Raw genomic sequence first — 14,238 nt, 5'->3', positions numbered from 1 at the left:
GAGAGCCGAGCTTCGTCTATGAGGCCGCTATTCGGCTGGCTGTCCGAGGCGCACGGCCACTTGATTGCGCGCTGCCCGAGCGGTTTCATCAACCGATTCTGACGTTGCGCCCCGTGAGTAACGGAGTCCAGAGCGGTCGAAGGCTGCCTGCAAGAGGTGATCAGCCAGGGCCGGGTTGCACGCGAGCACCGGCCCGTGCAGGTGCGTACAGAACACCTCGCCCATGGTCAGTCCCTCAATCTGAGGCCCGTTCGCCGGGGCGTCCGAGTTGCCGGTGCCGTAGATAACCCGTCCGAGCGGACTGGCTTCGGCGCCGACATAGTCGCGGGCGTGATTTTCGAACCCGATCAGCCGCCCATACTTCGACGCGACGATGATGTCATCGGTCGCGCGTACAGCGCGAGGCACGGCGTGGCCAGCCACGAGCCCGAGTCCCTCCAACACGGTGCCATCCGCCCGGTCGATGCCCCAGCTCAGCAATTCCCACCCCGTTCCGACCGCCAGGATAGGCACACCGGAGTTGGACCAGACGCGCAGTTCTTCGACCAGCGTGCGCAGAAGGTCTCTGACCGGCAGGAGGGCAGCATCCGTTCCTGAACCCACAGACACCGCGTCTACGTGTTCGGGCAGGTCAGCCCGAGAATGCACATCGACCACCAGCGCGTCGTGGCCGCTCCACCGAATGCGCTGCGCGAGCACCCTCGCGTTGCCAGCATCACCATTGGTGTCGAGCAGGCGCGGCAGCAGTGAGACGACCGTGAATGGCCGGTCAAGCGAAGTGGCGGTCATACCGGGTCCTCAGAATTGGAGACGAGACCGAGGTGCGCACGCGTGCGCCGCATTCCGTCGGCGGAAAAGATAATGGTTTTCACCCCGGATACTGGATTGGGCAAGGACAGGAACGCGTCAAGGGCAGTCGGTACATCCGGCTCGATGCGGTCAACGACAACGTCGTCGTAGGCCAGCTGCAGCGCGATCTCGTGCGCCTTGAGTCCTGAGGCAATGAGCACGTGGCCGAGCCCGGAAGTGTGCACCGGCCAGAAATATGACGGATCCCGAACGTCCGAGCCAATGATCACCAGAATCTGCTCTGTGCCCGGTTCCAGACTGTCGACGTTGAGCTGAAAGCTCGACGGGTTTTGGACTAGAACGAATTCGATGGTTTTGCCACCAACGGTTACCACTTCGCCACGACCGAAAACGGCCGGCATCGCCGACAACGCCGCACAGGCGACCGTCGGAACGAAACGTTCGCCGAGGGTCGCACGAGCCGTGCTCAACGCGGTCAGCGCGTCGACGGCATAGTGGATGCCGCGGGCCGGCAAGCGGATGCTGTGAATGCCCGTGGCAAACTGCACGTCAGCGTCACGGCCGACCACACGGGTGAGCTGCAGCCCGGTTCCGGCCGGCAGGCGAGTCGGTGCGGTGTCGGCATAACCGAGTCCCCGAGGGTGCTCAGCGAGAACTTCGCGGGTGACACCGTAGCGGGACACCGCAACGGCAGGTGCGAGCGCATTGCCGAGGTCAGCCAGGTACCGGTCATCGGCGTTGAGCACGACCGACTCCGTGGCCCGTGCTGCGATTTTCGCGAGCAGGGCAACGACCATTTCGGAATCGTGGAACCGATCGATCTGGTCGACCATGACGTTGGTCAGGGCGACGACTCGCGGAGTCAGTGACCCGGCGATGAACGCGCCGTGTCCCTCATCCATTTCAAGCACGGCGACATCGCCGGCGATCGTGCCAGCGAGACTGACCTGTTCCAGAAGGGCGCTGGTTAGTCCCTGGCTGATATTGGCCGTCGACTGGTTGGTGAACACGGAGAGACCGTGGGCGCGAAGAATAGCGACGAGCATCTTGGTGGTCGTCGATTTGCCGCTCGACCCGGTCACGATCACGAGCCCGAGCGGAAACCCGTTGAGCGTTGCGGCGAGAAAGCCCGGGGCGATGCGGTTGACAATGACTCCGGGTATGGCAGAGCCGCCGCCCGGTTTGCGCCACCTTGCCAGCGTACGAACGGCCCTACCGACCAGGATGGCCGGGGCGTAGCGAAGGGAACTCACGAACCGCACTGCATAACCTGGGCGGGACCTGCCACTGCCACGTTTACTCGAGGTAGTCGCGCAGAGACTGCGACCGGGACGGGTGACGAAGCTTGGCCATCGTTTTGGACTCGATCTGGCGGATGCGCTCGCGCGTCACACCGAAGGTGTCGCCAATCTGGTCGAGAGTCTTCGGCATTCCGTCGCCGAGGCCGAAGCGCATACGAATTACCCCAGCTTCGCGCTCGGAGAGCGAGTCGAGCAGGCTCTCAAGCTGCTTTTGCAGCATAGTGAAACCCACGGCGTCCGCTGGGACAACGGCTTCAGTGTCTTCGATGAGGTCACCGAATTCGCTGTCGCCGTCTTCACCGAGCGGGGTGTGGAGAGAAATTGGTTCGCGTCCATATTTTTGAACTTCAACGACCTTTTCGGGCGTCATATCGAGTTCGCGACTGAGCTCTTCTGGAGTGGGCTCGCGACCGAGGTCCTGCAACATCTGGCGCTGAACGCGGGCGAGCTTGTTAATGACCTCGACCATGTGCACGGGGATTCGAATCGTGCGGGCCTGGTCGGCCATGGCCCGGGTGATGGCCTGACGAATCCACCAAGTGGCATAGGTGCTGAACTTGAAGCCCTTGGTGTAGTCGAACTTCTCGACGGCACGAATGAGGCCGAGGTTACCTTCCTGGATCAAGTCAAGGAATTGCATGCCGCGACCGGTGTAGCGCTTGGCGAGTGACACGACGAGGCGCAGGTTCGCGCCGAGAAGGTGACTCTTGGCCCTCGCGCCGTCTTTAGCGACCCACTGCAGCTCGCGGCCCAGGGAACTCTTCTTCTCGACGTCGGTCATTTCTGACAGCTTGTCTTCGGCGAACAGGCCGGCTTCGATCCGCATCGCCAGCTCGACTTCTTCGGCCGCGTTCAGCAGGGCGACCTTACCGATCTGCTTGAGGTAATCCTTGACCGGGTCAGCCGTGGCTCCGGTAATAGCGCTGGAGTAAACCGGGACCTCGTCATCGTCGTCGACAAGGGAGAGCACGAGAGCCCCGCTGGGGAGCGGTTCAGTCGACGCCGACCGCTGGGTGCTGTCCTCGTCTGACTCGTCGTCGTCAGGTTCTGAACCGCCGTCGACGTCGGCTTCGTCGTCTTTCTTGACGACCTTCGCCTTGGTCGCACGCTTCTTGGGGGCCGCCTTCTCGGTAGCCAGGGCAGCAGCTGCAGACGTCTTTGTCGCGGCGGCTTCGGCAGCAGCGGCCTTTGCAGCGGCAGCCTTGGTGACGGTCTTCTTGGCCGGCGGTAGTACCGGAGTCGTGACGGACTCATCGGTTAGCTCAGTCTTGACAGTGGTTGCCATTCGAACACCTCTCATGCGGAGTCGTACCTGCTTCTCGGAACCAAAAGGAGCCAAAAGCGTTTTTGGGCAGAACTTGGACCCATGTCAAGTCCCGGGATGCCCACGCCGAAGTTACTTCGGAATGCCCCGGACCAGAACGGGTCCTAAGTTCAAGTATTGCACGGTTTGTCTGGACGACAAGCCACGACACGTACTACTATTCTTCGCTACGCCGTTTCCAGGCTCGTGATAATGCAACCCAGATAGGGGCCACTTCTATTCCTTCGTCACGGGAAAGCTGGCGCCTGGTACGCCGGCGGGCGTGCACCAGAAAACCAATGCCGAGTCCGACGACGAGATATTGCACTGTGAAGGCCACCCGAAATGCGTCGAGCGCATACAGGTCACTTGCCGCTCCCCCGGCGACGCGCCATCCGTTTTGAAGGTCGAGCAGTAACCCGATCAGGTACATCATGACGAAGCTCGCGGTGAAGCCGCCGACGTTGACGACACCGTTAGCCGAGCCCAGGCTTCGCTGTGGATTGAAGGTGCGCGCGAAGTCGAAGCCGATCAACGATCCGGGCCCGCCGATTCCGAGCACGACGAGTAACAGCACTATCGTCCAGAGTGGGGGAACACCGGGCCAGAGCAACACGATCGCCCAAGCGACACCGATACCGGTCACGATGGCAAGCACAATGTTGCTGCGGCGCAGCGGGTAACGCGCCGTCAGCAGGCCCAGAATTGGTCCGAATACCAGGCCTGCACCGACCAAAACGGTCAGCATGCCGGCCGCGAACGCCGGTTCGTAGCCGAGGGCGAAGACCATGAACGGATAGCCCCACAGCAGGCTGAAAACGGTACCGGAAGACTGCGTAACGTAGTGAGACCAGAATCCGAGCTGGGTGCCTGGGCGACGAAAACTGTGCCGCAGCTGGGTCAGCGCCATGCCGAGACTGTTGGCATGCACGTGTTCAGTGACGTCTCTGGGGCGGTCCTGCACGAAAATGACGACCACGATCAGGGCGACTACAGCCACGGAGGCCGCTGAAAGGAAGGCCGGTCTCCAGCCGCTCGTGTGCAGTAACCACGCCAGGGGCACCGCGGAGAGCACTTGGCCGAGTTGGCCGATGTTGCCCATCCACTGGGACAATAGGGGGACGATGCGACCGCTGAACCAGGAGCTAATGAGGCGGATCATCGAAATGAAAATGGTCGCATCACCGGCGCCGACGAGAATGCGGCCGATCACAGCGACGGAGATTTCCGGTGCCAGTGCCAGGGTGATCTGCCCGGTGACCATGAGCGCGGTTCCTGTGATCATGAGCACTCGCGGACCGTATCGGTCGATCAACACCCCAACCGGGATCTGCGCGGCGGCGTAGACGATGAGTTGCACGACGGCCAGGCTCGAGAGAATAGCCGCCGACCCACCGAATTTCTCCGTGGCGGCTACCCCGGCGATCCCCATTGACGTGCGCTGAAGCACCGCCGACAGGTACGCGAACGACCCGATGATAAAGATCAGGGTGGATCGACGAGAGTTCACTAGGGCTATTCTATCGAGTTCATCCCGAGCGGCACTTCAAGCCGGTTCACCTGGTGCCGTGAGATGGTTTCAGCTGGCAGAGCCGTCATCGCGGCTGCGGCGCAGGGCCAGGAAGTTTTCAAGTTCTGCAGCGATCTCATCGGCCGACGGCAGCTCGCCGTCTTCGCCGGTGAGTGGCGAACGCAGCGGGCTCCCTTCCATATAGGCGTCGTAGCGCTGCTCGAGGGTACCCACAAGTTTGGCCAGCTCCGGATTGCCCTGCACCTGGTCGTCGATGCGAGCGACAAATTCTCTGTTTGCCTCGCGCAGGTGATCGGTGGGGAAGATCAAACCCGTCGATGCGCTCGTGCTTTCCAACGCGCTGAGGGCTGCGGCTGGAAACTCGGTATCACCCAGGTAATGCGGAATGAGTAATACGTAGCCGACGGTCGATGCGCCATGCTCCTGCAAGCGGAACTCCAGAAGGTGTAGAACGTTGGCGGCTACCTGCGTGTGCGGCCGCCAAACCGATCGATTTTCGATGAGGTCGGAACGATTGCCGCTGACGGTCACACCGATCGGACGGGTGTGCGGGACGGGCATGGGAATGGCGTGCACCCAGGTCGTCGAGGAGACAGTGAAACGGTCGACGAGCTGCAGCATAGCCGCCGTGAACTGCTCCCAGCGGAAGTCTGGTTCGAAGCCGGTCAAAAAAAGGAACGGCTGGCCGATCTCGTCGCGGGCCAGGTATAGCTGGAGCGATGGTGGCTGGTAGTTCGTGAGGTGATCCTGATCAAAGTAGATGATCGGGCGCCGGGCCCGATAGTCGAGCAGGGTGTCGGTATCAAACGACGCAACGATGGTGTGATCCAGGGTGGTCAGCAAGTAGTCGGTGAATTGCGCTACCGCACCACCGGCATCCGCGAAGCCGGTCAGACCCATGACGAGGTGCAGTCCCTCCGGGACGCCATCGGCGTCGGCGGTGAGTGTGTAGAGCTCCTCGGGGTCTGGCATTCCTTAACTCTAATCCGAGGCGCCCATTCGTGCAGTCTTTCGGGGTTTTCACCATCGTGCCCAGAGCGAACAGCCGGGAGCGGGTGGCTGGGCGTCATGGATACCATCCTTATATGACTGTACCCACCCTGTCCCTGTCCACCGAGTCCGCATCGGGCTCCACCGCCGAGATCCTTATTCTTGCTTCGCTCCAAACGGATGACGGGGTGCGGTTGCTCGCGGATGTCACGCTCGGTGACGATCTGATCGCGTCGGTCACAGCTCAGCTCTTGCTCCTGAATGCGACCGGCGCACGTGACGAGGTGGTGCGCCTGGTGGTCATGGTCGGGACACCGCGCAGCATCGCCATCGTCGGGCTGGGGCGCCTGCTCAACACCGAGGCCCTTCGACACGCAGCTGGGTCTGCCGTACGGCAGCTGAGCGGTGCAGCCTCGGTGGCATTCTCGCTTCCCCTGGACGATGCCGACCAGGTCGAAGCTGTACTTGAAGGCGCCGCCCTCGGTGGCTACTCCTACACGGCTTACCGGCACAGTTCGTTGGCTGCGACCAAACTGCCTGCCCGGAGTGTCATCGTGCACAGTGCGACCCCGGCAGCATCTGCTCTGGAACGTGCGCGCGTCAGCGCCGAGGCGATTGGTCTGGTCAAGGACCTCGTCAATATGCCGCCGCTCGATCTGTACCCGGCCTCGCTCGCCGACCTGGCGGTCGACGCCGCACGTGGCCTACCGCTTGATGTGACCGTCTGGGATGAGCATCAGCTCGCAGCCGACGGGTTCGGTGGCATTGCCGGTGTCGGTGCGGGTTCTACCCGCCCGCCGCGCCTGGTCAAGCTCAGCTATAGCCCGAACGGGGCCGGCAAACACCTCGCCCTCGTTGGCAAGGGCATAACGTTCGACACCGGCGGACTCTCGCTCAAGCCGCCGGCATCGATGGTGGGCATGAAGTATGACATGACGGGGGCCGCCACGGTCCTTGCAGTGGTGGTAGCCGCAGCTCGGCTCCAGCTGCCAGTACGAATCACGGCGTGGATGTGCATCGCCGAAAACATGCCGTCGGGATCGGCCATCCGCCCCAACGACGTGCTGCGCATGCGCGGCGGACGCACCGTTGAGGTGCTCAACACTGATGCTGAAGGTCGCCTCGTGCTCGCAGACGGCATCGTCGCCGCGGGTGAAGAACACCCCGACGCCATCATCGACGTCGCGACCCTGACCGGTGCTGCTGTCGTGGCCCTGGGCAACAGGTATTTCGGCGTGATGGGAGATGACACTCTCGTGCAGCACGTGCTCGCGGCCAGCGCCGCGACCGGCGAGACGGCCTGGCCCATGCCATTCCCGAACGAATTGCGCGCCACACTCAATTCAGACGTCGCTGACATCGCGAATGCAAAAATCGGCAGCACGGCCGGCGGGATGCTCCTCGCCGGGATATTTTTGAGGGAATTCATCGGAACAGATACGGCCGGCCAGACCATTCCGTGGGCTCACCTTGACATCGCCGGCCCGGCTCAGAATTCCGGATCAGGTTGGGGATTCACCGGTGTTGGACCGACCGGGGTGTCCGTTCGGGCGCTTCTTCGACTGGCCGAGGACTTTTCACGCCCGTAGTACAGTCGAAGAGGCAAGAAAAAGCTTGTCAAACCACGCTGCCGATCTGCAGAATCTGTCGGCCGTCGTGACAAAGCGTAAATGCGCGAGGGAGTAGCTGAGTGTCGGAACAGAATTTTGACATTGTCGTTCTCGGTGGCGGAAGCGGTGGATATGCAGCAGCGCTGCGTGCCGTGCAGCTGGGATTCACCGTTGGTCTGATCGAGAAAGGCAAGCTCGGCGGCACTTGCCTGCACGTCGGCTGCATTCCGACCAAGGCACTCCTGCACTCGGCCGAAGTGGCTGACGTCAGTCGTGAAGCCGCCAAATACGGCGTCAAGACCGCGTTCGAGGGTATCGATATGGCCGCCGTCAACGCGTTCCGCGAGGGCATCGTGGCGAGCAAGTACAAGGGACTGCAGGGCCTGGTCAAAGCGCGCGGGATCACGGTGATCGAGGGCGAAGGCCATCTGGTCTCTCCGACGACCGTTCAGGTTGGCGACGACCTGATCGTCGGCAAAAACGTGATCCTGGCCACTGGTTCCTACTCCCGCTCGCTGCCCGGGCTCGAGATCGGCGGCCGCGTCATCACGAGCGAGACCGCAATCGCCCTGGACTATGTTCCAAAGAAGGTCGCCGTGCTGGGCGGCGGCGTCATCGGCGTCGAGTTCGCGAGCGTCTGGAAGTCGTTCGGCGCCGATGTCACGATCATCGAGGCCCTGCCGCACCTCGTGCCCAACGAGGAAGAGTCGATTTCCAAGCAACTCGAGCGCGCATTCCGCAAGCGCGGTATCGAGTATTCCCTCGGCATCCGCTTTCAGAGTGTCACCCAGTCCGACTCCGGCGTTGTCGTCACGCTCGAGAATGGCGCGACCGTTGAGGCCGACCTGCTGCTTGTGGCCGTCGGGCGCGGCCCGGTCACCGCTGGACTCGGCTTTGACGAGGTCGGCGTCACCATGGATCGCGGATTTGTCATCACCGACGAACGCCTCGCCACGAACATTCCCGGCGTCTACGCCGTGGGCGACATCGTGCCGGGCCTGCAGCTCGCCCACCGCGGTTTTCAGCAGGGCATCTTTGTCGCCGAGGAAATTGCCGGGCTCAACCCGATCCTCGTCGACGACCTGAATATCCCCAAGGTCACCTACTCGGATCCCGAAGTGGCCTCCGTCGGCTACAGCGAAGCCAAGGCCGCTGAAAAATTCGGTGCCGACCAGATCTCCACCTACGAATACAACCTCGGCGGAAACGGCAAGAGCTCCATTCTGGGCACCGCCGGTTCGGTCAAGCTGGTACGGGTCAAGGACGGCCCCATCGTGGGCATTCACATGATCGGCTCCCGCGTCGGCGAACTCATCGGCGAAGGCCAGCTCGTGGTGAATTGGGAAGCCTTCCCGGAAGACATCGCACCGTTCTTGCACGCGCACCCAACCCAGAACGAAGCGCTGGGTGAGGCTTTCCTGGCTCTGGCCGGCAAACCGCTTCACGCGATGTAGTCGGTTCCCGCATTTTTATCCAATTTTCAGACAAGCAAACGGTTTTGAAGGAGACATACGCATGAGCGAATCCGTCAGCCTCCCGGCACTCGGAGAGAGTGTCACAGAGGGCACGGTCACCCGCTGGTTGAAGAACGTGGGCGACCGGGTGGAGGTCGACGAGCCATTGCTCGAGGTATCGACCGACAAGGTGGACACGGAAATCCCATCTCCGGTCGCCGGCATCATCGAAGCCATTTTGGTGCAGGAGGATGAGACTGTCGAGGTCGGAACCCCGCTCGTCACGATCGGCGATGGCTCCGCAGCAGCCGCCCCCGTCACGGAGGCACCGGTTGCGGAGGCACCGGTTGCGGAGGCACCGGTTGCGGAGGCACCGGTTGCGGTCGCAGCACCCGAGCCCGTTGCCCCCACTCCGGCACCGGTCGCTGCGCCGGCACCCGTTACAGCTCCGGCACCGGTCCCGACTCCGGTACCGGCCGCTACCCCGGCGCCGGTCGCCGTTCAGGCAGCTGCTGCTGCCCCTGTGGCTCGGGGCTCACACGCTGGAACCAGCGGTTACGTCACGCCGATCGTGCGCAAGCTGGCGAACGAAGCCGGCGTTGACCTATCGACGGTCAGCGGCACCGGCGTAGGCGGACGTATCCGAAAGGAAGACATCGTTCGGGCCGCTTCCGCAGTGGGCGCTGCGGTGGCCGCGCCTGCCATCGAGATCTCACCGCTTCGCGGAACGACCCAGCCGATGTCCCGCCTACGCAAGGTTGTCGCCGAGCGTGCCGTCATCTCGATGCAGTCCTCCGCTCAGCTCACCACAGTGGTCGAAGTCGATGTCACCCGGGTAGCCCTGCTGCGCGATCGGGTCAAAGGAGCATTCGCCGAGAAGACCGGCAACAAGCTCTCGTTCCTGCCGTTCTTCGCTCTGGCTGCCGCCGAGGCGCTTCGTGCCATCCCCATCGTGAACGCCACGATCGACGGTGACACGATCGTGTACCCGGCCCAGGAAAACATCAGCATTGCCGTTGATACCGAGCGTGGCCTCCTGACTCCGGTCGTGCGTAACGCCGGGGAACTTGACCTGGCCGGTTTTGCCGCCCAGATCGCCGACCTCGCCGCTCGCACGCGGGACAACAAGCTCAAGCCCGACGAACTGAGTGGTGGAACGTTCACGCTGACCAACACCGGTTCGCGCGGTGCCCTGTTCGACACTCCCGTCGTGTTCCTGCCGCAGAGCGCCATTCTCGGTACCGGAATCGTCTACAAGAAGCCGCTTGTTGTCACCAACGACGGCCTTGATTCGATCGCGATCCGTTCGAGCGTGTATCTCGCCCTCTCTTACGACCACCGCATCATCGACGGTGCGGATGCAGCCAGCTTCCTCACCACGATGAAGACGCGGCTTGAGGCCGGTGCATTCGAGGGCAACCTCGGCATCTAACAGCTCGGTTTTTCCGCTCTGGACCACCTGCGGTTTTGGTGCAATTCAGTAGTCGAAAATCTCTCGAAGACGCCAGCCGTCCTCGCCCTTGACCACAAGGACCGAGGCCGGCTGGCTTTTTTGCTGCCCGGGCACCGGCGTCAGCACGACGACGGCCAGGTCGCCGCTGCGTTCAGCCAGTGACGGCGAGTAGCTGGCGTAGTCGGCGATATCCCGTCCGGATAGACCCTGTTGCCGCTCACGAACGTCGTAGCTGTCTGAGGCCAGCATGGCCGACCCGGTCTGGTCCACGTCGACCAAGCAGACCAGGGACGTGGTGGCCAGGCACGCAGTCCGACGCTCGAGCAGGGCCAGCACGGCCGCTATCGGGTCATCCCCCGCTATTGCCGCCTGATTGGCAGAGCCCGCGGCATCCGCTGGTACATCGGCCGTTGCTGTTGGTATTGTCGGGCTCCCGGCGACCCCGGGCGTGCCGTTGATAGGAGCGGCACCGTTTGTGCCTGCAGTCTCGGGTGGCCCGGTTTCACCGGCACGGCCCGAGATGGGGAACAGAGTCAGGGCGAGCATGAGAATGCAGGCGCCTCCGATCGCGGCCACCAGCAGGAACCGATGGTGCCCATGTAGACGTTTACGCAGTGCATGCCCCGCAGAGTTGAACGGATGCGCGTCGACCAGGGAGTCGACGATCCCCTCGAAAACTTGACGGAGGCCCACCCTCTGCTGCAGCGCACCTAAAAAGGCGGTGCCCCGACCGGAGAGACTGCGGAGAGCAGTACCGCCACCGAGGGAGAAAGGACCGCGTGGCAGCCTGTCGTCGAAACTCTCGTCGAAGCTCTCGCCGTGTTCCTCGCCGTGTTCCTCGCCGTGTTCCTCGCCGCGGTAACCCGCGGAATCCACGTCGTTGTCGAGTTTGCCGCCCAATTTGTCGGCGCGGGTTTCATCCTGAGAATTGTTGCCGATGGAAACCCCCGCCCTGACCGGGTGCGTTTGGAGAGCGGTGTGGCGAAGCTGAACTCCGTTGACCTGCCCGGCTTCCGTCTCGACGACGGCAGCGTTTACCGTGGCTGACTGTAAATCCCGTCGGTCGTCGGTGTGAAAACCGCAAAGTGGTTCGGCGTCGGCCCAACCGAAAAGGTCATATTCCAGTGTGCCGAGGATCGAACCGTGGGGTGCGGTGCGGGCTGCCTGATCTGCCTTTTCTGGAGCCCCGGCGGGATCGACAGCAGCCTGAAATCGTCGCACCAGTGCGGCTCCACTCTCGTGGTGCGGGTCGGTTCTGTCGACCGACTCAAGGACAGCCACCATGAGAATTCCCAAGCGTTCGTAATCGACTCGCAGCCGCCGCATTCGGTCCCGAGGCGCATCGGTGAGGTTCGAAACAGCACCAAAACCGGTCAGTACCGCTCGGCCATTCGCATCGAGCAGAACTGTTGACTGGCTGACGCTCCCGTGCGCGAACCCGGCCGTGTGCATGGCGCTGAGGGCTACAGTGATCGGTGCCAGCAGGGTCACGACCTCGCCCGGCGACAGCGACGGGTGTTCGACCAGATACTTGGCGAGGGACCCCCCGGAGAGCCGTTCCAGAATCAGACAGATGCGGCCATCGCGCACTTGCGCGACGTCAAGCAGACGCACGAGTCCCGGCGCGGCGGCCGATGTCAGCACGGCGATGTCGAGTTCGACGCTTGCCGATTCGGTGGTGGCGTGAAAAACCTTGAGAGCAACGACGCTCCCGGAACCGGAATGTCCCAGGTAGACCACGGCGCGGTCCCCAGTGCCCAACAGACGGATTACGCGGTGTCCGGCAACGATACCTTCCGTGTGCAACGTTTCCACAGAGCTCGGATCAGCGTCAGCATCGTCGACGTCGCGGTGTGCCGTCTGCTGAGCCGAGTCCTGCCAGTGTTTCTCGTCGACCGAAGCCGGGGATTGTTCAGCGCGTCGTCTCACGGGACCATGTTCTCCTGCACAACCGGCTGACCGACGCGCCCATACCTCATCCGTGCAGGGCGCACGATCCGGGCCGTTGTGGAGGAGTCGAAAAATCCGCCCAGTGCTTCGCGCCCACTGTACGTGTTGCACGCAGATTTGCCACTGCACCCCTAGACTGAGCAAATGCTCGACTTTGTCGTCGCGGGGCTAAGCGCCAACTCCGTGCCGTATGTTGAGGGCCTAGAGCTCCAACGCGCAGTCCATCGTTCTGTCGTCGCCCGCGAGCGACCGGACACCGTCCTCCTGCTGGAGCATCCCGCTGTGTATACGGCCGGAAAACGCACCCTGCCTGAGGAACGCCCCGTCGACGATACGCCGGTGATCGACGTCGACCGGGGTGGCAAGATTACCTGGCACGGACCTGGCCAACTGGTCGGGTATCCCATTGTGCACTTGCACGAACCCGTCGACGTCGTCGGCTATGTTCGATCCCTCGAAGCCATACTGATTGAGGTTCTGATCGAGTTCGGCATCGACGCCGTGCGGGTGGCCGGACGCTCGGGCGTCTGGGTCGGCAAGGCTGGCCATGAAGACAAGATCGCTGCCATCGGAATTCGCGTCGCTCAGGGTGTCACAATGCACGGTTTCGCACTCAACTGCAGCAACTCTCTGGAAGCCTATTCGCGCATCATCGCCTGTGGCATTCGCGATGCCGGTGTGACCACCATGTCGCGCGTGCTGGGACGCACGGTCGACCCGGGCGAGTTGATCGACCCCATCACCGCCGCCTTCCGACGTTCGGCGAGTGTGAACCCAGCCAGAACACCCTCCGCCAGCCTCGACAACGTCAGGACCAACGCATGAGCGCAGTACCCGAAGGCCGCAAATTATTGCGTTTGGAAATTCGTAACGCGGAGACACCGATAGAACGCAAGCCCTCCTGGATCAAGACGGTCGCCAAAATGGGGCCGGAGTATCAGAAACTGCAGGGCTTGGTCAAGAGCGAGAATTTGCATACCGTGTGCCAGGAGGCGGGGTGCCCGAACATTTTTGAGTGTTGGGAAGACCGGGAAGCGACCTTCTTGATCGGTGGCTCACAATGCACCAGACGGTGTGACTTCTGCCAGATCGATACTGGAAAACCGGCCGACTACGACGTCGACGAACCGCGCCGCGTCGGCGAATCCGTTGTCACGATGAACCTGCGTTATGCCACAGTGACCGGCGTTGCCCGCGACGATCTGCCCGATGAGGGAGCCTGGCTCTACGCCGAGACGATTCGCCAGATTCACCAGCAGAGCCCGGGCACCGGTGTTGAGATTCTCGTGCCGGACTTCTCCGGCAATCCGGAACACCTCGCTCAGGTGTTTGACGCCAAACCGGAGGTCTTCGCCCACAACGTGGAAACCGTGCCACGCATCTTCAAGCGAATTCGCCCGGCGTTTCGGTATGACCGGTCGCTCGACGTGCTCACACAGGGACGCAACGCTGGCCTGATCACAAAATCCAACCTCATCCTCGGTATGGGAGAGGAACGAGCTGAAATCACCCAGGCGCTCCACGACCTGCATGAGGCCGGTACCGACATCATCACCATTACGCAGTACCTGCGCCCGAGCGCCCGGCACCTGCCGGTCGCTCGCTGGGTACGCCCAGAGGAGTTCGTCGAGCTCAACGAGGAAGCCAAGGAGATCGGTTTTCTCGGCGTTCTCTCGGGGCCGCTCGTGCGCTCTTCTTATCGCGCCGGTCGACTATGGGCCCAGTCCATGGTCGCGACCGGTCGGGAGATCCCCGCCGAACTGCGCCAGCTGGCGGATGCTCAGCTCGGGTTCGCCCAAGCCGTGTCGTGATCGAATTCGGTCACGCGGCATTCGA

11 protein-coding genes are annotated in these 14,238 nt (G+C 62.6%); 5 read left to right on the top strand and 6 right to left on the bottom strand.

Annotation, left to right across the window (positions count from 1 at the left end):
* Nucleotides 1-27: 27 nt before the first annotated feature.
* The 5 genes from CXY74_RS12100 to CXY74_RS12080 form a co-directional block, all read right to left on the bottom strand.
* Nucleotides 28-789 carry a type 1 glutamine amidotransferase gene (locus CXY74_RS12100; protein ID WP_104200661.1) on the bottom strand — a complete coding sequence of 254 codons (762 nt, stop codon included), beginning with the start codon at nucleotides 787-789 and terminating at the stop codon, nucleotides 28-30.
* Complete coding sequence (locus tag CXY74_RS12095) at nucleotides 786-2,063, bottom strand: Mur ligase family protein (RefSeq protein WP_146070136.1); 1,278 nt, start codon at nucleotides 2,061-2,063, stop codon at nucleotides 786-788. The genes CXY74_RS12100 and CXY74_RS12095 overlap by 4 nt, the downstream gene beginning before the upstream one ends.
* A gap of 43 nt (nucleotides 2,064-2,106) precedes the next feature.
* Complete coding sequence (locus CXY74_RS12090; protein ID WP_104200659.1) at nucleotides 2,107-3,396, bottom strand: RNA polymerase sigma factor; 1,290 nt, start codon at nucleotides 3,394-3,396, stop codon at nucleotides 2,107-2,109.
* Between the two features lie 196 nt (nucleotides 3,397-3,592).
* Nucleotides 3,593-4,924 (bottom strand): nitrate/nitrite transporter, encoded by a 1,332-nt coding sequence (locus CXY74_RS12085; RefSeq protein WP_104200658.1) that lies wholly within the window; start codon nucleotides 4,922-4,924, stop codon nucleotides 3,593-3,595.
* 69 nt (nucleotides 4,925-4,993) lie between these two features.
* Nucleotides 4,994-5,917, bottom strand: a complete 924-nt coding sequence (locus tag CXY74_RS12080) for a proteasome assembly chaperone family protein (RefSeq protein WP_104200657.1) — start codon at nucleotides 5,915-5,917, stop codon at nucleotides 4,994-4,996.
* 113 nt (nucleotides 5,918-6,030) lie between these two features.
* Between CXY74_RS12080 and CXY74_RS12075 the strand changes: the two genes are divergently transcribed.
* From CXY74_RS12075 to sucB, 3 genes are all read left to right on the top strand, one after another.
* Nucleotides 6,031-7,524: a leucyl aminopeptidase gene (locus CXY74_RS12075; RefSeq protein WP_104200656.1), complete on the top strand. Its 1,494-nt coding sequence runs from the start codon at nucleotides 6,031-6,033 to the stop codon at nucleotides 7,522-7,524.
* A 101-nt stretch (nucleotides 7,525-7,625) separates the two neighbouring features.
* Nucleotides 7,626-8,999, top strand: a complete 1,374-nt coding sequence (gene lpdA, locus CXY74_RS12070) for a dihydrolipoyl dehydrogenase (RefSeq protein WP_104200655.1) — start codon at nucleotides 7,626-7,628, stop codon at nucleotides 8,997-8,999.
* A gap of 61 nt (nucleotides 9,000-9,060) precedes the next feature.
* A complete protein-coding gene (gene sucB, locus CXY74_RS12065; RefSeq protein WP_104200654.1) occupies nucleotides 9,061-10,431 on the top strand; it encodes a 2-oxoglutarate dehydrogenase, E2 component, dihydrolipoamide succinyltransferase in 1,371 nt (456 codons plus the stop codon).
* 45 nt (nucleotides 10,432-10,476) lie between these two features.
* Here the strand turns inward: sucB and CXY74_RS12060 are convergent, their stop codons facing one another.
* Nucleotides 10,477-12,381: a protein kinase gene (locus CXY74_RS12060; protein ID WP_158252360.1), complete on the bottom strand. Its 1,905-nt coding sequence runs from the start codon at nucleotides 12,379-12,381 to the stop codon at nucleotides 10,477-10,479.
* A 165-nt stretch (nucleotides 12,382-12,546) separates the two neighbouring features.
* Between CXY74_RS12060 and lipB the strand changes: the two genes are divergently transcribed.
* Nucleotides 12,547-13,227, top strand: coding sequence for a lipoyl(octanoyl) transferase LipB (gene lipB, locus CXY74_RS12055; RefSeq protein ID WP_104200652.1), 681 nt, complete (start codon nucleotides 12,547-12,549; stop codon nucleotides 13,225-13,227).
* On the top strand, nucleotides 13,224-14,213 hold the full coding sequence (gene lipA / locus CXY74_RS12050; protein ID WP_104200651.1) for a lipoyl synthase: 990 nt from the start codon (nucleotides 13,224-13,226) through the stop codon (nucleotides 14,211-14,213). Before lipB ends, lipA begins: the two co-directional genes overlap by 4 nt.
* Nucleotides 14,214-14,238 lie beyond the last annotated feature (25 nt).

It is taken from the genome of Cryobacterium sp. Y29, from assembly GCF_002929825.1.
Taxonomy (GTDB): domain Bacteria; phylum Actinomycetota; class Actinomycetes; order Actinomycetales; family Microbacteriaceae; genus Cryobacterium.
Note: the sequence above shows the minus strand (reverse complement) of the source record. Positions and strands in the feature narration are given on the sequence as shown.